Raw genomic sequence first — 21,047 nt, forward strand, 5'->3', positions numbered from 1 at the left:
CTTCTCTTCCCTTTCTATATAAAATGGAACCCGCCCTTGTCAAAACGTGCAGGTTCCCTCGTGATTGTTTTCCTATCATTATGACGCTTGTGACGTTATACGTCAACATGTCGAGCGTTCAGACACTTATAGTATGCCCGTTTCCATCGCGGAGACATCAAAACTTGGCATGAATTGAATATTTTGACGAACTGTAAAAATTATTGTTGAAAAAACGAACGATTGTATTTAATCTATTAAAGATCGTACGCGAACGGTCCTATATTTAAAGTCCTAAGAGGAGTGAAATGGTTTGCAACGTGAAATTCAAGTAGATGAGAAACTTCCGTTTGGCCCCGGGTTCCTTCTGAGCCTGCAGCATTTGTTCGCCATGTTCGGAAGTACGGTGCTTGTACCGAACCTTTTTGGTGTGGATCCCGGCATGATCCTGCTGATGAATGGTATTGGTACACTGCTCTACATTTTCTTATGTAAAGGAAAAATTCCGGCTTACTTGGGATCCAGCTTCGCCTTTATATCGCCGGTTCTGATCGTACTGGCCAAAAATCCGGAAGCCAACTATGGCAAAGCTTTAGGAGCCTTTATCGTTACCGGTATCATCTTCTGTCTCGTAGCTCTCATCGTTAAATATGCAGGCACCAAATGGATCGACTTCGTATTCCCGCCTGCGGTCATGGGTGCCATTATTGCCATGATCGGGCTTGAGCTTGTTCCGGTTGCTGCTGGCATGGCAGGTTTTTTACCAGAAGAGGGGCAATCCATTGATCCAAAAATCATTACGATTTCACTCGTGACACTTGGTGTCACCGTACTCGGGTCCATCCTGTTCCGCGGTTTCGCCAAAATCATTCACATTCTGATCGGAATCGTTGTCGGTTATGCTCTCTCTTTTGCTCTTGGTGTCGTGGACACGGAGAAAATTGCGAACGCGAATTTCCTGTCGGCTCCGGAGCTGACAACCCCAGTATTTGATGTCGCAGCAATATTCACCATTATTCCGGTTGCTATCGTTGTTATCGTGGAGCACATTGGGCATTTGCTTGTAACCAGCAATATTGTAGGCAAAGACCTCTCCAAAGACCCTGGCCTGCATCGTTCCCTGCTCGGTAACGGTATATCCACCATTCTGTCCGGCTTCGTTGGCTCCACACCTAATACCACCTATGGTGAAAATATCGGGGTCATGGCACTCACTAGGGTATACTCGGTATTCGTAATTGCCGGAGCAGCCATTATTGCGATTATACTCTCCTTCTCAGGAACGTTCTCCGCCGTTGTAGCGAACATTCCTACACCTGTAATGGGCGGCGTATCTCTGTTGTTGTTCGGGGTTATCGCAGCTTCCGGTCTTCGGATCTTTGTTGAGCAAAAGGTCGATTTCTCCAAAGCAAGCAACATGATCCTGGCTACGCTGGTACTGGTAACAGGGATTAGCGGTGTAACCTTGAAAATCGGTACCGTCGAGCTGAAGGGTATGGCCTTGGCAACCATCGTAGGTGTCCTCATGGCTCTCCTCTTCAAAGTCTTCGAAATTACCGGGCTCTCCAATGAAAAAAATGATGAGCCCCTCGTAGAAAAAACGCCGGATTGAAACTAACAACCTTATCACAAATTGAAAATCGCCCTGAGCTGGTTGCTCAGGGCGATTATTATTTCCCGGGAAAATCGGGAAGCATTTTGTCGATTACTCGTATTGCATCAATGTAAATACATCGATTCCATCCAGCTTCGAACGGCCATTGAGATCAGCCAGCTCGATCATGAATGCAGCTCCAACAACGTTTCCACCCAATTGACGGATGAGGTTAACCGAAGTCGCAATCGTACCGCCTGTTGCAAGAAGATCATCCGCTATCAATACATTTTGCCCCTTCTCGATCGCATCGGTATGCATCGCCAAGCGATCTTTACCATATTCGAGGTCATATCCCACTTCGATCGTTTCGTAGGGAAGCTTTCCGCTTTTGCGAATGGGCGCGAATCCTACTCCAAGCGCATAAGCCAGCGGAGCACCCACGACAAATCCACGGGCTTCGGGACCAGCTATCACATCAATTTTGAGATCGGATACCAAGACCTTCAATTCTTCGATGGCTTTGCGATACACCTCACCATTCTTCAGCAGTGTAGTAATATCTTTGAAGCTGATCCCCGCCTGCGGAAAATCGGGAACGACACGAATATAATCTTTAAAATCCAAAATAATCTCCTCCTGTATAGTTGCGGTTAAGATACGCCTTTTGTGCGGGACATCATCCATTGGGTTAATTGTTCCGTACCGGCATGCAGCAGATGCTGCTCCATATCCGCCAAATCGCTTAGTTCACGGAAGTGACGGGAAGCGTCCAGCGGTTTTTTCTCCGGCTTCGGTATGAAGGTTATCTGTCCCTGGACGCGCTGGATGAACGCCAATTCCTCAAACACATCCAGTACTTTCAGCAGCATGCGTGTGGACAAGGACGTCTGCTTCTGCAGACGTGTTACAACCTCATTCTCCGACATGGGAGCGGACGTCATTCCGGCAAGTGAAACATACAGCTTTTTAAACTGTTCGCGGTCCGGAATTTGCAGCCGATCACGCTGGTTCCGGGTCGGATGCAGCATGAATATATTGGGAACGGAATGGAAGGCTGACATGAATGCATCCAGTTGTTCAGCCGTTTCCGGTACATCCAGTACAAACAAAACGGAAATATCTTCTTGACTGCTCTCAGCAATATCATTTTCCGGCATGATGCCAGCATTCCTATCATATACCCAAAGGCACATATCATACAATTGACTTTTTATTTCCGGATGTGAATCTTTTGCGTACACCACTGCCGAACGGATTGCCGGGCAACGCAGATGCGGCTCCAGCTCGGCTCTCCACCGCTGAATTTCCTGTAACGGTTCTTTGATCCCGCGGTAATCAAACACCTGCTGATAAGGTGCGCAGATATCCTGAATCATAAGCTGTACTTTACGGCTCCCGTTCCATTCATTCACGGAAAGCTCGCCAAGCACATCCACAACCGATCCCACCGGCAAAATATCGGCAAGATGTCCCCAGCCGAATGAGATTGCATCGATAACCTCCCGCTTCTGCTGCAAACGAAGCTTCAAATGTTTCCCCTCTTTGCCAATTTTGCGGACGTCCTTGATGACAACATCCCGAAAGACGATCTTCGGTACGGCATTGGCCATACCAAATGGACCTAACTGTTCGATCTGTTCAATAACGGGCACCGATACATCCGACAAGCTGGCCTCCAGGTCCGCTTCACAGGTTGCAATTAAATGTTCTTCTTCGAGTGCTTCTTCCGCATATCGATGAAGTCCCTGTTCAAATTCCTCCAAGCGATCCCGATGGAGGCTCATGCCCGCTGCAGATGGATGACCGCCAAAATGGTCCATGACGTCCTTGCAGGAGTGCAGAGCCGCATAAATATCGAAACCAGGAATCGATCGGGCGGAACCTTTACAGTTCCCCGTCTCGGGATCAATCCCGAGGATAACGACAGGCCTGTAGAATCGCTCCAGTATTTTGGAAGCCACGATGCCAACCACGCCAACGTTCCAGCCTTCACCCGCCAATACAATGACAGGAGGAACCTCCTGTCCTCTCCAACGGTTTTGAACCATGCCAAGCGCTTCCTGGACGATGTTTTCGACCACTTGCTGCCGATCCTTGTTCAGCCCATCCAATTCCCAGGCAAGCCGCTCCGCCTCTTCCCGGTGTTCTGTTGTAAGCAGCGTTACGGCACGTCCTGCATGATCCAGACGGCCACTGGCGTTAATCCGGGGTGCCATGGAGAATGCCACATTAACGGCTGTCACCTGCTCCACATGGATCCCTGACACCTCAAGCAGGCATCGAATGCCTTCATACCTCGTATTCCGCATCGATTCAATCCCATGCTTCACAAGCACCCGATTCTCCCCCGTGAGCGGCATCAAGTCAGCAATGGTCCCGATTGAAACAATCTGTAACCATTCCTCCGGCGGTTCTCCAACGAGAGCCTGTGCCAGCTTGTAAGCCACGCCTACGCCTGCCAGCCCCTTAAAGGGATAAGGGCATGTAGGGATTTTCGGGTTGATCAGCGCGTAAGCTTCTGGCAGCACTTCAGGGGGCTCATGATGGTCCGTAACAATCACGTCGATGCCAAGGCTGTTCGCATACGCAATTTGCTCGACTGCGCTAATCCCGGTATCGACGGTAATGACCAGACTGACCCCTTGCTGATGGGCCCAATCCAGCGCGTGATTATGTAAGCCATAACCTTCATTGGATCGGTGAGGTATATAAATATCATAAGATGCGCCCAAGTGACGCATCAGATGAATCATCAATGACGTGCTGGAAACCCCGTCTGCATCATAATCGCCATAGATTAGAATATGCTCCCGATCCTCCAGCGCTTTACGAATACGCGGTACAGCCTCCTGCATCCCCTGCATAAGATAAGGGTCATGCGTCAGCTCAAACGTTCCATGTAGAAATCTCCGTCCATCCTCGGCTGATTGTATCCCCCGTGACGCCATGAGGGAAGCCACCATGGGTGGCAGCGACAGATCCTGGGCCAGCCTATCGGTGATCGATGACTCTGCCGAGCGTATTCTCCATTCATATTTGGAATACAGCACAGGGACTCACCTTCCTTTTCCTGCCTTTTTCCTGCTGTCTTATACCTATTAGCTCCAGACGCTACTGCGGAAGTGTCGGCATATCGTTATCCATCAAGTCATAGTTCGATTTATATGGATAACCCGGTTCATAGGGTACAACGTGAACCTTGGCATCCGTAACCTGAATAAAACGATGAGTTAACAGCTTCCGGATTCGCTCGGCAATTTCTTGAGCCTCCAATACGGACGTCCGCGGATTCACGGTAACTTTCACTTCAATGTTCACATGACGGATCTGCCCGTATTCTTGTACCTTCAGTTCCTCGATCGTGATCACGCCATGCACTCGCTGAATCGTATCCATGAATTCGGCTTCGTGCTCATGCCGCTTCTCTTCCACGAGCGTTCCATAGACGGAATGAACGATTAGTATATACCCTTTGCGGACCACGAGACAAGCTACAATCAGAGCCGCAACCGAATCCATGTAGAGCAGGGGTGTCCATTCAAAGTAGGAGCCACCCATCGCTAGTGACACGCCGATCAATACCGTAAGCGAAGAGTACAGGGCAAATCGATGATCAGCGGACAGCAACTCGTACCGGGGGTCATTGTTTCTTTTTATCTGCCGGCATTGGTACTGAAACACCGCTTCATTCACCGCGAGTGAGATGAAGACCGCAAGCAGTGCCGATTTGGTTGGCGGCTCCAAGTCGCCTGATGCCATGGTCTGAATCGCGGATACCGCAATTTGAATACCGCCCATGATCAATAAAACGGCAAATAGAATCGAGATCACGGGCTCCGTCGTGTCCGAAACGTTCCGTTTGTCCCGAATGGAGCTTTTACTTCCGAATATGCCCAGGCTTGGCAAACGGTCCACCAATAAAGTTACGGCATTCGCCGCAGAATGCAGAGCATCTCCGATTAGAGCCTTGCTGCCGGATAAATAACCGGCGATACCTTTGCACAAGGCCAATGCAAAATCCGTTACAATGCCTGTCCAAAGGACAGTCTCCGTATGATTCAAACGTTCATTGCTCACTTGAGGCCCCCCTCAATGTCACTATCGATCCTGTGCTAATCGTACTGTTAACTTTAGAAAGCCGCGTCGCCTGCGACGCGGCTTTCCACTTGTATAGGATCCTCTGCTATCTAGACTGCTACGCCAACAGCGGCTGAATTAGATTTCAATCTTATCTTTGCTTGGCTTCGGTGAATTTGGTTTATTGCCGGCATTGCGCCCTTTAAGGAGAAGCCACAACGGACTTGCGATAAAGATCGAAGAGTACGCGCCGAATGCCAACCCGATACAGATGGCCAGCGAGAACATCTGTATCGACTCGCCGCCAAGCAGGAGCATGAAGAAAGCAGCGATGAATACAGACAATGCCGTATAGATCGAACGTCCAATCGTCTGGGACAAACTTTTGTTAACCAGATCCTTAAGATCCGAGACTCTCTTAATCTTGGCAAATCTCAAGTTCTCTCTGATCCGGTCAAAGATAACGATCGTATCGTTTATCGAATAACCGATGATGGTCAGAACGGCGATAATGAATGTTAGATCCACCTCTAATCCAAGGATGGAGAAGATACTGATGACAACAAATGCATCATGCAGCAGCGCTACGATCGCTGCAATCGCAAATCGCCATTCAAAGCGGATGCTGACATAGATAATAATCCCGATACAGGAGAGCAGCACGGCATAAATGGCGTTCCGTCCAAGCTCATTGGCCATCTCGGGGTCAACCGTATTGATCTCGAAGGTTGCCTTATTATCCAGCTTCTCAATGCCGGAACGGAGCTTCAGGTCCTGATCCTCGGTCAGCACCTCGCTGAATCGAATATTGACGCGGTCATGACCGGGAGTAACGCTCGCATCTTCACCAATTCCAGCCTCTTTTAATACGGTATTAATCTGCTCCGTAGTCAAGGGCTTGGAGAGTGAGATGTCTACGTTCGAGCCGGATTGGAAATCAACTCCGTAGTTAAGACCACGAGTCAAGAGGAATACCAAGCCCAGAATCGTAATTGCAATGGATAGGATATAGAAAAATCTGCTTTTGCCTACGAAATCAAAGTTCTTAAAGCTCACGAATGTCACGCTCCTTTACGCCATAATGGCTCGGTTTGCGGGCCCAACCAATATTCACAAGCAGATTGAGCAAGAAACGGGAGAAATAAACGTTCGTGGCAATACTCACGATGATCTCCAGAATCAATACAAGCGCAAAACCTTTAACCGCGCCGGTACCAAATCCGAACATGACAGCGGCAACGAGTATCGTTGTCAAGTTGGAGTCCATAATCGCTCGCAGGGATGACTTACCGCCTGCTTTCACAGCTGATGGAACACTCTTGCCAGTTCTGATCTCTTCCCGAATGCGCTCATAGGTGATGATATTAGCATCAACCGCCATACCAATACCTAATATAAATGCCGCAATACCTGGAAGCGTCAGCGTAAAGTCAGCCCATACGAAAATAAGAATGAGAAGCCATGTATGCAAAATAAGTGCAAAGCTTGCCAGCAAACCCGGTACGCGATATCTAATAATCATGAACAGCAGAATCGCAACCGATGCGATAAGACCTGCTTGTACCGTTTTCGTAAGAGACTGCATACCGAGCGTAGCTCCTACGCTCTGAGAGTACTTCTCAACCAGTTTCAGCGGCAGAGCACCGAGATTAATCGTATCCCGGATCTGCTTCGCTTCATCCAGCGAATAATTCCCCGTAATTTGTGCGGTACCGTCGGTTAATACGGCCCGTACCGTCGGAGCTGACAGCAATTGGTCGTCCATGAAGATAGCCAGCTCTTGACCGAGAAGACGTTCTGTAATTTCAGCAAACTTCCCTTTGTCCTTCACTTTAATATCTATCATAGGCTGATTAAGCTGGTCATAGGCAACCGATGCGCCGTTCTCGACGAAATCGTCGCCGCGGAGCTCAATTTTACAGAACTCCTCGCCTTCTTTACAGCCGTCATTGCTTCGGAATGTGAGGTTCGCAGGTTCTTTCATTGTTTTTCGAACTTCCGCCTCATCCGTTACGCCTGCCACCTTTAAGCGAATTCGGTTCGTCCCTTCGGGCGTAACCTCAGGCTCCGATGTTCCCATTGCATCCGCACGCTTTTGCAAGCTCTTTGCGGTTTCCTGCAGTGCTTCTTTTGTGACTTGCTGCCCTTCCATCAAAGGCTCTGCTTCATAAAGGATTTCGAATCCACCCTTAAGATCCAAACCTAGACGGACGTCTTTCAGCAAGCCTGGAGTTGTAACGGCCATTAAAACAGTGATCACGAGTACGGTTCCGACGAAACTGATAATTCTCTTCATGCCGTCCTTTGTTCCCCCTTTTTACTCAATATTCCTATTATAGCGATGTCATAAAACCCAGTCAATTTATCAAAATATGTCGGGCTTATGAATGAACCCTTATATCCGCAAGGCAAAAGGGACCTCTTCGATTAATCGAAAGAAGATCCCTTATATGCTGATATTGTCATATAGTTCATTAACGCTGTCGCCTTCAAGGACAGAATGTCATTGACCAGTTTGTGGAGGGAGGGAACGCCTTCCTTTTCATATTTGCTGCTGACACAGTTCCAAATATCGTCGCTCGTCACATACTCGTACCCAATCAAATGCATTTCCTCAACCTTGCTCAAGCATACCATCTCAATGGTGCTCATCAATTCTTCCTCGCTCATTTGCTCGAGTTCCATGCATATGGCCTCCTCACTGACTCCCTGTTGTCCCTAAGTTACATTCGACATGATACATTGCTTTCCTTCTATTCCTACCATGTCCTGAAAAAAAAGTAAAGTCATCAGATGGGACAGGTAGGGCATATCCATAAGAATAGCCATGTCGTGTCACCGTATTCAGTCTTAACCAGGGAGTGGGATGGACAGTGAACAAGCAATCATTTATTAAAGGAACGCTGATTTTACTTGCAGCCGGCATATTAAACCGCCTACTCGGTTTTATCCCCCGGATCGCCCTCCCCCGGATCATTGGACCCGAGGGTGTCGGAATTTACCAACTGGGCTACCCCTTCTTTATCGTGCTCGTGACGATCATTACCGGAGGAATTCCGCTTGCCATCGCCAAAATGGTTGCCGAAGCAGAAGGTGCCGGGAAGAGGGATGCTTCCAAACAAATTCTGCATGTCAGCCTGATGCTGACGCTTACAGCAGGCACCCTCTTTATGGGACTCAGTCTGCTCCTTGCCCCTTGGGTAACCGGCGTGCTTTTGCCGGACGAGCGTGTATACCAAACCTTTATCAGCATGACACCCATGATGATTATCATTGCCGTTTCGTCGGTCTACCGCGGATATTTCCAAGGTAAACAGAACATGATTCCCTCCGCGAGTTCCTCCGTGATCGAGACGATTGTCCGAATTATTTGCATGCTGTGGTTTGCGCATCTCCTGATGCCCAAAGGCATCGCTTATGGGGCGGCGGGTGCCATGCTCGGAACAGCCGTAGGAGAACTGATTGGCATGATCGCGCTGCTGCTGCAATATTCCGGCGAGGGACGACGAACGAACAAACTTTTACCCAAATCCCAAGAACCCATTTCTGAAAAAAAAACAAAAGAAGACTCTCCATCGAATCAAGGCATCCTGAAACGTTTACTCGGCATTGCATTGCCGGTAACGGGAGGCAAGATGGTAGGTTCCTTCTCCTACCTGCTGGAGACGATTCTGACCAATCGCAGTCTCGCCATGGCAGGTATAGCGACATCCGTAGCCACAGCCCAGTACGGTGCACTGCAAGGGATGATCATCCCGCTCCTGCTGCTGCCCGGTGCATTGACAGTTTCTTTGGCCATCTCTCTGGTACCTTCACTCTCGGAAGCAGCCGCCCGTAATGATCGGTCTACGATCCACAAACGTATGAATCAATCCCTTCGGTTAGCCCTGGTCTCCGGAGCTCCGTTTGCCATCATTATGTTTGTTCTGGCTGAGCCATTATGCCTGCTCCTGTACGACAACGCGGAGATTAGCGATATGCTCAAAATCATGGCGCCGTTTGCCTTGTTCCTGTATGTGCAGTCCCCGCTTCAAGCTGCTTTGCAAGCACTGGACCGTCCGGGCCGGGCACTGCTCAATACGTTATTCGGGGCGATCATCAAAATGAGCCTCATCGTGTATTTGGCATCCAATCCCGCCTTTGGCATTAAAGGAGCCGTCATTGCCATTATCGTAAACAGCATTGCAGTTACATTACTCCACGGTTTCAGTCTATCGAGACTGATCGGCTTTCGGTTCCGTCTGCTGGATTATGTCAAAATCGGGGCGGTTATGATCATTATGGGTGCCTGCATCCTCTATGGGTACAAACATCTTCCGTTTTCGAACGCGCCATGGCTGCAATTTTGGACCTCCATCGCCGTTGGTATTCTGATCTATTTCATCATGATTTTTATGACCAAGCTGGTCACGCCGCGGGATCTGGAGCGAGTGCCTGTCGTCGGTCCCTGGTTCAATAAATTCAGCCGCCGTTAGATCCTGTCTTTACGATCAATGTAAATCCGGCCTCTATGGTCAATGGAGCATAGAAAAATATCCTTAAAATCCTTAGCACCGTAATTCTGTATCTCGTTCTTAAGCCAGAACCGCGTTTTTTGGATCAACTCAAGATTCTCGTCCTGCACCTTTCCATCCAATATAAGCGGAATGGGCAGGCCTTCATACGTAATTTTATCGTAAGGAATATCTACGACTGTAGGGTTATTTTCGGATTGGAATGAAGTGGATGAAGAATTGTTGGCAGTTGAGGTGTTGGAAGAACGTGAAGAGCTATTCGAACTGCTGTTGGAGCTGTTGCCCGTATCTTTTGGAATCACGGTGAGCTGACCGGATGTTTCAAGTATCGCAAATTCCACATCCGCCAGACTGTCAATATCTTTGCCCCTGAGCTGCTGCATCAGATCATCCAGATTATAGCGAAGCCTTGCCATCTCTTTGCGGTGCAGCCTGCCCCTGGACACCAATACACTTGGCTTTCCGTCGGCAAACAGCCGTATACTTCGATTTTTTAGTCCGATGTAAGCAAGACCTACCTGTATGGCAACCAAAACGGCGATAGGAGCGAGTCCCTCCCAAATCGGCTTATGGACATCTTCAAGAACAAAAACGGCGATCTCTGCAATCATAACGGATATGACCAAATCGAAGATGGACAGCTTTCCGATTTCCCGTTTGCCCATGATTCTCATGGTAACAAAGATGACCACGTACATCAGAATGGTCCGCAGAATCAGAATAGTCATATGAGACATAAACAATCCCTCCTAGCTTGTCGAACATTCTCATGTACAGCTATTCTGACCTGCTATAGCTTTTCCCATTCGATTACAACGGATTAATTAATGGAAATCATGCAAAACCGGCAGCAAAATGCTCAGTTTGTACTATATGTACAGGCTTGGCCATACAATTTAATGATCAAGATTAGTTAAGGGGGATGATTCATGGAACCGATCCGGCGAGTATTCACTTTCAGGATCACCAATCCGATTCTTTCAGGATTATTGTATTCTTTTTTCTGGATGTTTCTTGGCGCGTTGGCGTTATCCCTGCTTCTATGGGGCAGCGGTCTAGCCGAAGATGATTTATCGTTCTACACATTTCTCGTACATGCTATCGCAGCCTTTATCGGTGGTTGTGTCAGCGGTAAGCGTGCAGGAAACAGAGGTTGGTATTACGGCTGCCTGACAGGGCTGATATACGGCATTACGCTGCTCGTCATTGGCTTTCTTGCCTTGGATAGTTCCTTATCTCTCGGAGATTTGACGTTGATTGCCACGGTTTTTGCTGGGGGCGCCATCGGGGGAATGTTCGGGGTCAACTTAAAAAAATAATTTTAGTCTCTAATGCTCATCAGAGCATCTCACATCATGTAAAAAACAAAGGCTGATTCCTAAAAGGAATCGGCCTTTGTTTTGACGATTACATTCCATATGTAGGTGAAACGTCATGATGCATCCGCATTCACACTATGGCTGATAGAGTTACGATCGAACGTCAACTTCGTTACATCGTTCACTTTCAAAACCACGATGTCGTCGGTAATCTCCACGATTGTGCCGTGAAGGCCTCCAATGGTTACCACTTTATCGCCCTTTGACAAGGCGCTAAGCATTGCGTTCCTGGTCTTCTGTTTCTTCTGCTGTGGACGAATAAGCAGAAAATAAAAGATGACAAACATCAGAACGAACGGCAAAATCAAACCTAAAATGCCGCCTCCGCCTTGACCTGCACCAGCTGCTAAATCAAATGAAGTTCCAAACATATCTTTCCCCCCTTTCACAAACTTATCATGATGGCCATGAACTTGCTTTAGAACCCTTTTTCATTATCATGAAGGCCGTACTTATCAAAAAACTCATCGCGGAAATCAAGCAGACGGTCTTCCATAATACTCTGACGCACGTTACGCATCAAATTGAGCAGGAAATGCAGGTTATGATACGTCGTCAATCTTAATCCAAACGTTTCATCACTTTTAATCAGATGACGCAGATAAGCACGCGAGTAGTTACGGCAAGTGTAGCAGTCACATTCCGGATCCAGCGGTCCGTAATCCCTGGCATATTGAGCATTTCGAACGACAAGACGGCCTTGACTTGTCATCGTTGTCCCGTTGCGAGCGATCCGCGTCGGAAGCACGCAATCGAACATATCCACACCACGAATCGAGCCCTCAATCAACGCATCAGGTGATCCGACTCCCATCAAATAGCGAGGTTTATTGTTCGGCAGCAGGGGCACCGTGTAATCCAGCACTTCGTACATAAGCTGCTTCGATTCTCCCACACTAAGTCCACCAATAGCATAACCCGGGAAATCCATGGAAGTCAAATCACGGGCGCTCTGACGGCGCAGATCCTCATGCATGCCTCCCTGAACGATGGCGAATAGCGCTTGGTTTTCCGGTCTGGCATGACTCTTCAGGCAGCGTTCAGCCCAGCGAGAGGTCCGCTCGGTGGATTGTTTGACGTATTCATACTCTGCAGGATAAGGCGGGCATTCATCAAAAGCCATCATAATATCAGATCCGAGCGCGTTCTGAATCTCCATCGCAACTTCCGGGGAAATAAACAGTTTATCTCCGTTCAAGTGGGAACGGAAATGTACGCCTTCTTCCGATATTTTTCTCATTTCTGCCAAGCTGAATACCTGGAAGCCGCCGCTATCGGTCAAAATCGGCCGGTCCCAGTTCATGAATTTGTGCAGTCCGCCTGCTTCCTTCACAATATCATGTCCCGGACGCAGGAACAGGTGATAGGTGTTGCTCAAAATAATATGGGCATCCATGGCTTTTAACTCTTCCGGGCTCATGGTTTTTACGGTTGCCAATGTTCCCACAGGCATGAATGTCGGCGTATCGATCACGCCATGCGGAGTGTGCACTCTGCCGAGCCTGGCGCCCGATTGTTTACACGTTTTAATATGTTCATAAGTAACAGCTGCTGCCATTGTGATAACCAACCTCCGAATTAATAGATAAACATCGCGTCGCCAAAGCTGAAGAATCGGTATTCCTTATCAACCGCTTCCTTGTACGCTTTCATAATGTGTTCGCGACCGGCAAGCGCACTGACCAGCATAACCAGCGTGGATTTCGGCAGATGGAAATTCGTAATCAGCGCATCCACGACGGTAAAAGCATATCCGGGATATATGAAAATGCTTGTCCAGCCGCTGCTCTCGCGCAGAGGCTCGCCGTTCAGCTCCGATCCAACCGTCTCCAGCGTTCTGCAAGAGGTAGTCCCTACAGCGATAACCCGGCCGCCGCGCCGCTTCGTTTCATTCAACAGCTCAGCGGTTTCCTGGGAAAGGGAATAGTACTCTTCATGCATGACATGATCCTCAACCTGTTCCACGGACATCGGACGAAATGTCCCCAATCCCACGTGCAGGGTGATGAAGGCGATGTCCACTCCCTTGGCCCGGATCTGTTCTAGGAGAGCTTCCGTGAAGTGCAGGCCCGCCGTCGGTGCGGCTGCGGACCCTTCATGCTTCGCGTATACCGTCTGATAACGATCACGGTCATCCAACTTTTCCTTAATATATGGCGGGAGTGGCATTTGCCCCAGTTCATCCAGGATTTCTTGGAAAATCCCTTTATACGAGAAGGATAAGGTGCGAGCACCCATCTCGCCTTCTTCCTCAATTACAGCTTTTAATTTCCCGTCACCGAAGGAAATTATGTTTCCTTTTTTCAGCTTCTTGCCGGGTTTTACAAGTGCTTCCCACCGGTCTTGTCCCCTATTTTTCAGCAGAAGGACCTCTGCTTTCGCACCGGTGTCTTCCTTTACACCAAACAATCGGGCCGGTATAACCTTCGTATCGTTTAATACGAGCGTATCTCCCGGATTCAGGCTGTCTATGATGTCCGCAAACGTCTGGTGGCTTATGTGTCCGCTCTCTTTGTTAAGCGTGAGAAGCCTGGAAGAACTTCGATCCAGCAGCGGTGTCTGCGCAATTAAATGTTCGGGTAATTCAAAATCATACAAATCCACATTCATATCGGTCAGTCCTTCGTAATAGTCGTGTTGCGGTAATAGTGTTGGAGTATCTGCTTATAATCATACCCTTCGTCTGCCATTCCCTTGGCACCCCATTGGGACATGCCCAGTCCGTGACCAAAGCCTTTACCGGTAAATTTAAAGCCGGAAGAGCTTTCAATTACACGGGCTTTTCCCGTTCCATTCATCACAACGGTACCGGAACCTTTGACATTACCGTTACCGCTCCCTGAGATGACGGATACCGTTTGGCCGCTTGAAACCGTGGATACCGCACCATTCGCGCTCAATACAGTATAACTTCCGGTTGATTCAATATCAAACAATGTGCTTGGTAGACCGTTAAAAGCCGAGCGGAACATATCCGGATATTTTACGTCCAGCACTTGACCGTTGGCTTTCACCGTAAGGGCGCGTCCGGACGGGCCTCGCTCCGTTACATCCAGCGAAGTAATGGAAGCAGGCAGAGTGTTGGAGGTTTTCCCTTTTAGAGAGGCCAGCAGTTGATCCGAAGTATAGGGACCGCGAACCCAGTCATAACTATTGGATTCCGCCACTTTCTCAAGGACAACGGCAGTTTCTCCGGGATTCATCTTGCCTACAGGCTCAACGTTGGATTGGATCAATGGCAGTGGACGTACGTTCGTATCCTTGGCGGTAACGGTCATATACAGGAGTCCTGCCGATGTTTTGTTGCCGGTTTCCTTCACATTGTCCTCACGTACATAACCTGTAATGCCACTCGGAAGAAGTACATGATACCAGGATTTAAGCGCTGCTTGAGATGAGGAATCTCCAGGGCTTTCCACCGCGGCAAACAGATCGTTACGGTTACCCCACACCTCGGTGGAGTCTGCCGTCATTCCTCCGCTATTGGAAGAAAACACGGTTTCCACGATTTTGCCGTCCTTCATGACCACTTCGCCGTCGGTTGCATCCACTGCCTGAATAATGCTCGGATACTCATAGGCTGTTCCGTAATAGGCCTGGCTTAGCGTTGTGTCGACGACATGAGCTACTTCGAATTTATTTCCTTGGAATAGCGCATAGCTGCGCGCTGCCACAGCCTGGGCTTTCAGAGCTTCAGCCCCCCAAGTAGACGGCACCTCGGCTCCAACGACGGAATACAGGTACTGCTGGAACGGCAGTTCATTGACAAGATACAATTGACCGTTCTTTTGTCCGATCTCCAAAGCGCCTCGATACGAACGATCCGATCGTTCCTTCACATTCGTCCCGGCTCCTGAACTCCCCTCCACCCGCAGAACGGACTGATCGCCCGACAACATATAATGCTGTGACTCTTGAGGAGTCGCCAGGTTCAGGCTTACATCTCGTCTCACAATCAGACCCGGGGTGGCGCCATTCTGTTCAACGAGGGAACCGGATATTGCAGCAGCTTCCAGTTTGATTGCAGTCAGATCGGCTGTGTTGGCAGCCTCGCCTACCCACACCTCATAAGCGGATGCACCTCCGTTCGGTACCACAACATTGAAAGCATCCATACCGGCATCTGCATACGTCTTACGCACAGACTCCGCCTCGGCCTCCGATCTGTATGATCCTGCAGACAGATGCAGTCCTCCTTTAACGGAAGGCTTTTGGCCATTCAGATAAGCAGCCGCCGTTTTCGCAGTTCGCGCAGCCGCTTCCACGGCCGCTTTCTCTGTACCGTACATACCGGCATATAGTTTGTATACACTGCCGTCCGCAAACAGCATCGGTTTGTCATTCGTCGCCTGCAGTTTTTTCGCTGCTTCGGAAGCCGTTTTCCAATCCGCGGTCTCAAGCACCTTGACGCGGTATGTATCCACACTCATCCGGACCTGCTGGTTTGCAGGGATGTTCATCAAAGTCTGCTGAGCACCGGATGCAAGCAGCGATGCCGTCAGAGCCTCAGCGGATTTTAGCGTAACGGCATTGGTTGTCGATTTATACTGACTGCCCAAATCCAAAAACATCGCAACTCGAATCGTGTCTAATGAAGGAGCGGCCGCATGTACCGCAGGCGCGCTCCATAAGGTTCCGGCAACAGCCAGTGACAATAGTCCCTTAGTGGTCCAACCGAATAATGATTTCGTCCAGTTCCTATCCATTTACGTCTTTCCTCCTGTAGCTATTAGGATTGGGTATGAATGTATTGGTTCTATAATCTAACGGCGATCCTCAGGGAAAGGAATACCTAAATGTTGATAAGCTGTAGGCGTCACAACCCGTCCCCGGGGTGTACGCTGCAAGAAACCGATCTGCAGGAGATACGGTTCATATACATCTTCAATGGTTTGACTTTCTTCCCCGATGGTTGCCGCGATGGTATCCAGGCCTACAGGTCCCCCGCGGAAGCTTTTGATCATGGCGTTCAACATTTTATGATCGATAAAGTCCAGACCCATCGGATCGATCTGCAGCATCTTCAGCGCTTCCTGAGCGATGCTTGGCGTTATCATGCCATCTCCTCGAACCTGGGCATAATCACGCACCCGTTTCAAGAGGCGGTTGGCAATGCGGGGCGTCCCGCGCGATCTCAGGGCAATCTCTTCCGCTGCCTCTCCCAATATCTCGATCCCCAAAAGATCGGCATTGCGTGACACGATGTAACTCAGCTCGTCGACCGTATAGAATTCCAGACGGCTTACCACACCAAAACGATCCCTTAGCGGCGCAGAGAGCAATCCAGCCCGGGTAGTGGCGCCAATTAAGGTAAACGGTGGCAGATCCAGACGAACCGAACGTGCGCTTGGCCCTTTCCCGATCATAATATCCAGCGCAAAATCCTCCATCGCTGGATACATCACTTCCTCTACCGTCCGGTGCAGCCGATGGATCTCATCAATAAACAGGACATCTCCTTCCTGCAAATTGGTGAGAAGCGCAGCCAGATCCCCCGGACGCTCGATTGCCGGACCGGACGTCGTACGGAGATTAACGCCAAGCTCATTGGCGATAATATTCGCCAGCGTCGTTTTGCCAAGTCCCGGAGGACCGTACAACAACACGTGGTCAAGCGCTTCGTTTCGCATTTTTGCCGCTTCGATATATACCTTGAGATTTTCCTTAACTTGATTCTGTCCTATATATTCAGCCAAATAGCGTGGACGCAGACTAAGCTCGACAGCCTGTTCGTCCATCATCAGATTGGCGGAAATAATTCGATCGTCCATCTAAATAAACTCCTCTCCTGCAGCGATCCTCTAACCGGAGTATAGCTGCTGCAGTGCCCGTTTCATCAGCACATCGACGGATTCACCGCTTGCGGCAGAATCCTTAATCTTGAGCCAAACCTTGTCCAGCTCGCTATCCGTATAACCAAGAGCCTTCAATCCCTCACGTGCCTCAGACCACGCCGAGCCATCTGCTTCCGGTTCAGGCTCCTGTATGGCAAAAAGACCGGTCATCATGCTCGCATTCCCGAATCCCTCAAGCTTGTCCTTAAGGTCCAGAATCATGCGCTGCGCCGTTTTCTTACCGATTCCGGGAAGTTTGATTAAGAAGGATACATTCTCCTGGTAGATCGCGGAAACTACATGATCCGGAGATCCGCCGCCCAATATGCCGAGCGCCACACGCGGACCGATTCCTGAGACTTCGATCAGTTTACGGAACAGCTTCTGTTCCTCCCGTGTCGGAAATCCAAACAACAGGATGGCATCCTCCCGAACATGATGATGGGTAAACACCGTGATGGTTCCTTCAGTTTTGGCAAAGGCATACGGATTCGGGCAGAACACCCGATATCCTACCCCTTGAACATCCAATACAATATATTCACTCTCTAAGTGGACAACCTGTCCCCGTAAAAAATCGATCATTTTCGCAATACCTCATTTAACTTGGAATTCAGTGTATAGGAATGAGCGTGACAGATCGCAACAGCCAATGCATCCGCCACATCGTCTGGTTTGGGAATGCTCTGCAGCTTCAGGAACATCCTGACCATCTCCTGTACCTGTTTCTTCTCCGCCTTGCCATAGCCGACAATCGCCTGCTTCACCTGCATCGGCGTATATTCTGCAATCGGGAGTCCTCGCTGGACCGCAGCCAGGATGAGAACCCCTCTGGCCTGGGATACGGACATCGCCGTGGTTACGTTGCGGTTAAAAAACAATTTCTCGAAAGCAACGGCCTCAGGCTCATATTTATCAATGAGCTGCAGCATGCCTTCGTACACGTGTTGCAGCCTCTCTTCATCCGGTGTATGGGCTTCCGTCTGGATGCAGCCATACTGTACAGGCGTGACTTTACTTCCAACCTTATCTACAAACCCGAAACCTACAATCGCGATTCCGGGGTCGATCCCTAAAATACGCAAACCAATCTCTCCTCTGATGAAGCGAACATATGTATCGTTCTCCCATTATAACAAAAGATCGACCTCTGTTGAGGAAAAACTTTGATCCTTTAAGCACCAGTTGCGTATCCTCTATATTGAGACCGTTGACATACCCATAGAACGTAAAAAAACTGCCCGGACAATTTCCGGGCAGCAGCATCTTCGGTCACGAAGCGACAAGTATGGGACGATCTAAGGGGTCGGGCTCATGACATTCTCAGCCATATCCCGTGCATAGTCGCTAAAAGTTGACAGAACACTGTTATACTCTTCCATATCTTGAATGCGAATACCTTCTTCAAGCTGTTGAATCACATCTTTAGGCAAAGAGGACTCCATCGAACCGACATCCAGCTGAAAGAAGGTCCGCATCACTTTCTCTTCCTCCGGCGGGCCATCAAACAACGTTAAGTTTCCGTTGGAATCGATGCTCATATAGGCTTGCCGCTTACAGGTCGGTGAAAGGTCAGATACGGCGTGCTCCAGCCAGACTTCGCCTTTGTTATCCAATCGTCCCTGCCATAAAGGATTTTTATTCATCAGTTCATAAATACCGTCCGCCGTAAGCTTTCCCATATCCTGCTCTTCGATGCCACATACATAAGTGATGCGAACATGAACATGCTTCTTTCCCTTCGAGGTATTCAGCTTCTGCATGAATTCCCTCTGATCCTGCCTGCGTTCTTCCTGCTTTTCATCCTCGATCTGCAAGTAATGCATCGTTTCTACGGCCAGCGGCGTTTCGTTGGATGCTGCAGTGAGCAGCCTTTTCATCTGATCCTTTATATTCTGGCCGGACCATATCATGATACCTGCGATCAAAATGATCGCACAGGACCAAATCGCGCGTCTCCAGCGTCTCCAGCGTTTTCTGAACAGCTTCTTAAAAAAATGAAAAACACTCAAGGTTATCCCCTTCTATTCAATGTTTTTCATATTGTGACCGGGAAGCTGCCAAATTATTCAGTTCCGCTTTTGCCATTAGCATCATTTTCAACCCATAACAAAGAAAGACTGCCTTCAGTTACACTGAAAGCAGTCTTTCGATTCGAATCGGGATGACACGATTTGAACATGCGACCCCCTGGTCCCAAACCAGGTGCTCTACCAAGCTGAGCTACATCCCGTTAATTAATGCCGGTGAAGGGACTCGAACCCCCACGGTTTCCCTCACGATTTTGAGTCGCGCGCGTCTGCCAATTCCGCCACACCGGCACAATGAAATTTCATAAAGAGTAAGTAATTGATTGAAAAATGGCACGCCCTGAGAGATTCGAACTCCCGACCTTTTGATTCGTAGTCAAACGCTCTATCCAGCTGAGCTAAGGGCGCAAAATGGAGCGGACGACGGGAATCGAACCCGCGACCCTCGCCTTGGCAAGGCGATGCTCTACCGCTGAGCCACGTCCGCAATGAAATATGTATTCCGTCTCAAGCTCTCTTGGTAAAGATGGTGAGCCATGAAGGACTCGAACCTTCGACACCCTGATTAAAAGTCAGGTGCTCTACCAACTGAGCTAATGGCTCTTATTACTAAGAGTAAAGAATGGCGGAACTGACGGGATTCGAACCCGCGATCTCCTGCGTGACAGGCAGGCATGTTAGGCCTCTACACCACAGTTCCATGAGGCATTATCGCTACCGCGATATAAATTGGTTGCGGGGGCAGGATTTGAACCTACGACCTTCGGGTTATGAGCCCGACGAGCTACCGAACTGCTCCACCCCGCGTCATTATAAGGATTGCCTGTATGAGTTCCCCGAAAAGCAATCGGAATTACCTGCGAAGCATGAGCTTCACTTTTTGGGGATAATTATGGTGGAGGCTGAGGGGATCGAACCCCCGACCCTCTGCTTGTAAGGCAGATGCTCTCCCAGCTGAGCTAAGCCTCCGTCTGGAATAATGTTAGTGGTGACCCGTAGGGGATTCGAACCCCTGTTACCTCCGTGAAAGGGAGGTGTCTTAACCCCTTGACCAACGGGCCATATATGAAGTCCTTGCTGGCGGAGAGAGAGGGATTCGAACCCTCGAGACGCTTTTGGCGCCTACACGATTTCCAATCGTGCTCCTTCGGCCAACTCGGACACCTCTCCATAAGTGGCTCCCCGAACAGGACTCGAACCTGTGACAACTCGATTAACAGTCGAGTGCTCTACCAACTGAGCTATCAGGGAATATGTATTCGCTTGGCGACGTCCTACTCTCCCGGGACCCTTCGGTCCAAGTACCATCGGCGCTGGAAGACTTAACGGTCGTGTTCGGTATGGGTACGCGTGGAACCCTTCCGCTATCGCCACCAAACGTATATTCAGGATCCGGCATCGCCAAATGCCGTGATCATCCTCCTTGCAAGTATAGCTTGTACACTTACAAATCAGTTTTGATCACCTGAAAACTAGATACGAAACGAAACTTGCAGCACATTGAAATATGTTGGATAAGCCCTCGACCGATTAGTATTGGTCAGCTCCATGCATTGCTGCACTTCCACCTCCAACCTATCTACCTCGTCGTCTTCAAGGGGTCTTACTAGTTGGGAAATCTCATCTTGAGGGGGGCT

At 49.2% G+C, this 21,047-nt stretch carries 18 protein-coding genes, 11 tRNA genes and 2 rRNA genes; 3 read left to right on the forward strand and 28 right to left on the reverse strand.

Annotated elements, in window-relative coordinates; genetic code table 11:
• The first annotated feature begins 292 nt into the window (after nt 1-292).
• Complete coding sequence (gene uraA, locus ACETK5_RS20035) at nt 293-1,591, forward strand: uracil permease (protein WP_100535763.1); 1,299 nt, start codon at nt 293-295, stop codon at nt 1,589-1,591.
• 93 nt (nt 1,592-1,684) lie between these two features.
• Here the strand turns inward: uraA and ACETK5_RS20040 are convergent, their stop codons facing one another.
• The 6 genes from ACETK5_RS20040 to ACETK5_RS20065 form a co-directional block, all read right to left on the reverse strand.
• Complete coding sequence (locus ACETK5_RS20040) at nt 1,685-2,200, reverse strand: adenine phosphoribosyltransferase (RefSeq protein WP_100535762.1); 516 nt, start codon at nt 2,198-2,200, stop codon at nt 1,685-1,687.
• Between the two features lie 26 nt (nt 2,201-2,226).
• Nucleotides 2,227-4,626, reverse strand: a complete 2,400-nt coding sequence (gene recJ, locus ACETK5_RS20045; protein WP_394057278.1) for a single-stranded-DNA-specific exonuclease RecJ — start codon at nt 4,624-4,626, stop codon at nt 2,227-2,229.
• Between the two features lie 61 nt (nt 4,627-4,687).
• Nucleotides 4,688-5,653 carry a cation diffusion facilitator family transporter gene (locus ACETK5_RS20050; RefSeq protein ID WP_394057280.1) on the reverse strand — a complete coding sequence of 322 codons (966 nt, stop codon included), beginning with the start codon at nt 5,651-5,653 and terminating at the stop codon, nt 4,688-4,690.
• A 138-nt stretch (nt 5,654-5,791) separates the two neighbouring features.
• Nucleotides 5,792-6,709 carry a protein translocase subunit SecF gene (secF, locus tag ACETK5_RS20055; protein ID WP_394057282.1) on the reverse strand — a complete coding sequence of 306 codons (918 nt, stop codon included), beginning with the start codon at nt 6,707-6,709 and terminating at the stop codon, nt 5,792-5,794.
• The gene (secD, locus tag ACETK5_RS20060; RefSeq protein WP_100535758.1) at nt 6,699-7,949 is read right to left on the reverse strand and encodes a protein translocase subunit SecD; all 1,251 of its coding nucleotides are present in this window, start codon (nt 7,947-7,949) and stop codon (nt 6,699-6,701) included. Before secD ends, secF begins: the two co-directional genes overlap by 11 nt.
• Nucleotides 7,950-8,080: 131 nt before the next feature.
• The gene (locus ACETK5_RS20065) at nt 8,081-8,338 is read right to left on the reverse strand and encodes a post-transcriptional regulator (RefSeq protein WP_006208841.1); all 258 of its coding nucleotides are present in this window, start codon (nt 8,336-8,338) and stop codon (nt 8,081-8,083) included.
• A gap of 188 nt (nt 8,339-8,526) precedes the next feature.
• Between ACETK5_RS20065 and spoVB the strand changes: the two genes are divergently transcribed.
• Entirely contained in the window at nt 8,527-10,128 is a 1,602-nt protein-coding gene (spoVB, locus tag ACETK5_RS20070) for a stage V sporulation protein B (RefSeq protein WP_394057284.1), read from the forward strand.
• Here spoVB and ACETK5_RS20075 read toward each other — a convergent pair.
• Nucleotides 10,125-10,904: a DUF421 domain-containing protein gene (locus ACETK5_RS20075; RefSeq protein WP_326114820.1), complete on the reverse strand. Its 780-nt coding sequence runs from the start codon at nt 10,902-10,904 to the stop codon at nt 10,125-10,127. The genes spoVB and ACETK5_RS20075 overlap by 4 nt on opposite strands.
• Nucleotides 10,905-11,096: 192 nt before the next feature.
• Between ACETK5_RS20075 and ACETK5_RS20080 the strand changes: the two genes are divergently transcribed.
• Nucleotides 11,097-11,486, forward strand: coding sequence for a TIGR04086 family membrane protein (locus tag ACETK5_RS20080; protein WP_100535755.1), 390 nt, complete (start codon nt 11,097-11,099; stop codon nt 11,484-11,486).
• A 113-nt stretch (nt 11,487-11,599) separates the two neighbouring features.
• Here the strand turns inward: ACETK5_RS20080 and yajC are convergent, their stop codons facing one another.
• From yajC to ACETK5_RS20185, 21 genes are all read right to left on the reverse strand, one after another.
• Nucleotides 11,600-11,917, reverse strand: coding sequence for a preprotein translocase subunit YajC (yajC, locus tag ACETK5_RS20085; RefSeq protein ID WP_100535754.1), 318 nt, complete (start codon nt 11,915-11,917; stop codon nt 11,600-11,602).
• 47 nt (nt 11,918-11,964) lie between these two features.
• A complete protein-coding gene (tgt, locus tag ACETK5_RS20090; protein WP_394057287.1) occupies nt 11,965-13,104 on the reverse strand; it encodes a tRNA guanosine(34) transglycosylase Tgt in 1,140 nt (379 codons plus the stop codon).
• A 20-nt stretch (nt 13,105-13,124) separates the two neighbouring features.
• Entirely contained in the window at nt 13,125-14,156 is a 1,032-nt protein-coding gene (gene queA / locus ACETK5_RS20095) for a tRNA preQ1(34) S-adenosylmethionine ribosyltransferase-isomerase QueA (RefSeq protein WP_100535752.1), read from the reverse strand.
• A gap of 5 nt (nt 14,157-14,161) precedes the next feature.
• On the reverse strand, nt 14,162-16,252 hold the full coding sequence (locus ACETK5_RS20100) for a SpoIID/LytB domain-containing protein (protein WP_394057290.1): 2,091 nt from the start codon (nt 16,250-16,252) through the stop codon (nt 14,162-14,164).
• A 57-nt stretch (nt 16,253-16,309) separates the two neighbouring features.
• On the reverse strand, nt 16,310-17,317 hold the full coding sequence (gene ruvB, locus ACETK5_RS20105; protein WP_071222748.1) for a Holliday junction branch migration DNA helicase RuvB: 1,008 nt from the start codon (nt 17,315-17,317) through the stop codon (nt 16,310-16,312).
• 30 nt (nt 17,318-17,347) lie between these two features.
• The gene (gene ruvA, locus ACETK5_RS20110; protein WP_394057292.1) at nt 17,348-17,965 is read right to left on the reverse strand and encodes a Holliday junction branch migration protein RuvA; all 618 of its coding nucleotides are present in this window, start codon (nt 17,963-17,965) and stop codon (nt 17,348-17,350) included.
• Complete coding sequence (gene ruvC, locus ACETK5_RS20115) at nt 17,962-18,465, reverse strand: crossover junction endodeoxyribonuclease RuvC (protein ID WP_100535749.1); 504 nt, start codon at nt 18,463-18,465, stop codon at nt 17,962-17,964. The genes ruvA and ruvC overlap by 4 nt, the downstream gene beginning before the upstream one ends.
• 213 nt (nt 18,466-18,678) lie before the next feature.
• Entirely contained in the window at nt 18,679-19,392 is a 714-nt protein-coding gene (locus ACETK5_RS20120) for a BofC C-terminal domain-containing protein (RefSeq protein WP_100535748.1), read from the reverse strand.
• Nucleotides 19,393-19,539: 147 nt separating this feature from the next.
• Nucleotides 19,540-19,613 (reverse strand) — tRNA-Pro (locus ACETK5_RS20125).
• Nucleotides 19,614-19,621: 8 nt separating this feature from the next.
• Nucleotides 19,622-19,701: transfer RNA gene (locus ACETK5_RS20130), tRNA-Leu, on the reverse strand.
• 40 nt (nt 19,702-19,741) lie between these two features.
• Nucleotides 19,742-19,818, reverse strand: a tRNA-Arg gene (locus tag ACETK5_RS20135).
• Between the two features lie 4 nt (nt 19,819-19,822).
• Nucleotides 19,823-19,897: transfer RNA gene (locus ACETK5_RS20140), tRNA-Gly, on the reverse strand.
• Nucleotides 19,898-19,937: 40 nt separating this feature from the next.
• A tRNA-Lys gene (locus ACETK5_RS20145) sits at nt 19,938-20,013 on the reverse strand.
• A 20-nt stretch (nt 20,014-20,033) separates the two neighbouring features.
• Nucleotides 20,034-20,110: transfer RNA gene (locus ACETK5_RS20150), tRNA-Asp, on the reverse strand.
• A gap of 30 nt (nt 20,111-20,140) precedes the next feature.
• Nucleotides 20,141-20,217: transfer RNA gene (locus ACETK5_RS20155), tRNA-Met, on the reverse strand.
• Between the two features lie 86 nt (nt 20,218-20,303).
• Nucleotides 20,304-20,379: transfer RNA gene (locus ACETK5_RS20160), tRNA-Val, on the reverse strand.
• Between the two features lie 17 nt (nt 20,380-20,396).
• Nucleotides 20,397-20,471 (reverse strand) — tRNA-Glu (locus tag ACETK5_RS20165).
• A gap of 17 nt (nt 20,472-20,488) precedes the next feature.
• Nucleotides 20,489-20,580, reverse strand: a tRNA-Ser gene (locus ACETK5_RS20170).
• A gap of 5 nt (nt 20,581-20,585) precedes the next feature.
• Nucleotides 20,586-20,661, reverse strand: a tRNA-Asn gene (locus tag ACETK5_RS20175).
• Between the two features lie 10 nt (nt 20,662-20,671).
• A 5S ribosomal RNA gene (gene rrf, locus ACETK5_RS20180) occupies nt 20,672-20,788 on the reverse strand.
• A gap of 132 nt (nt 20,789-20,920) precedes the next feature.
• Nucleotides 20,921-21,047, reverse strand: a 23S ribosomal RNA gene (locus ACETK5_RS20185); the annotation flags it as partial.

Origin of the sequence: Paenibacillus ilasis, assembly GCF_043195395.1 — a bacterium.
GTDB classification, from domain to species: Bacteria; Bacillota; Bacilli; order Paenibacillales; family Paenibacillaceae; genus Paenibacillus_AQ; species Paenibacillus_AQ lautus.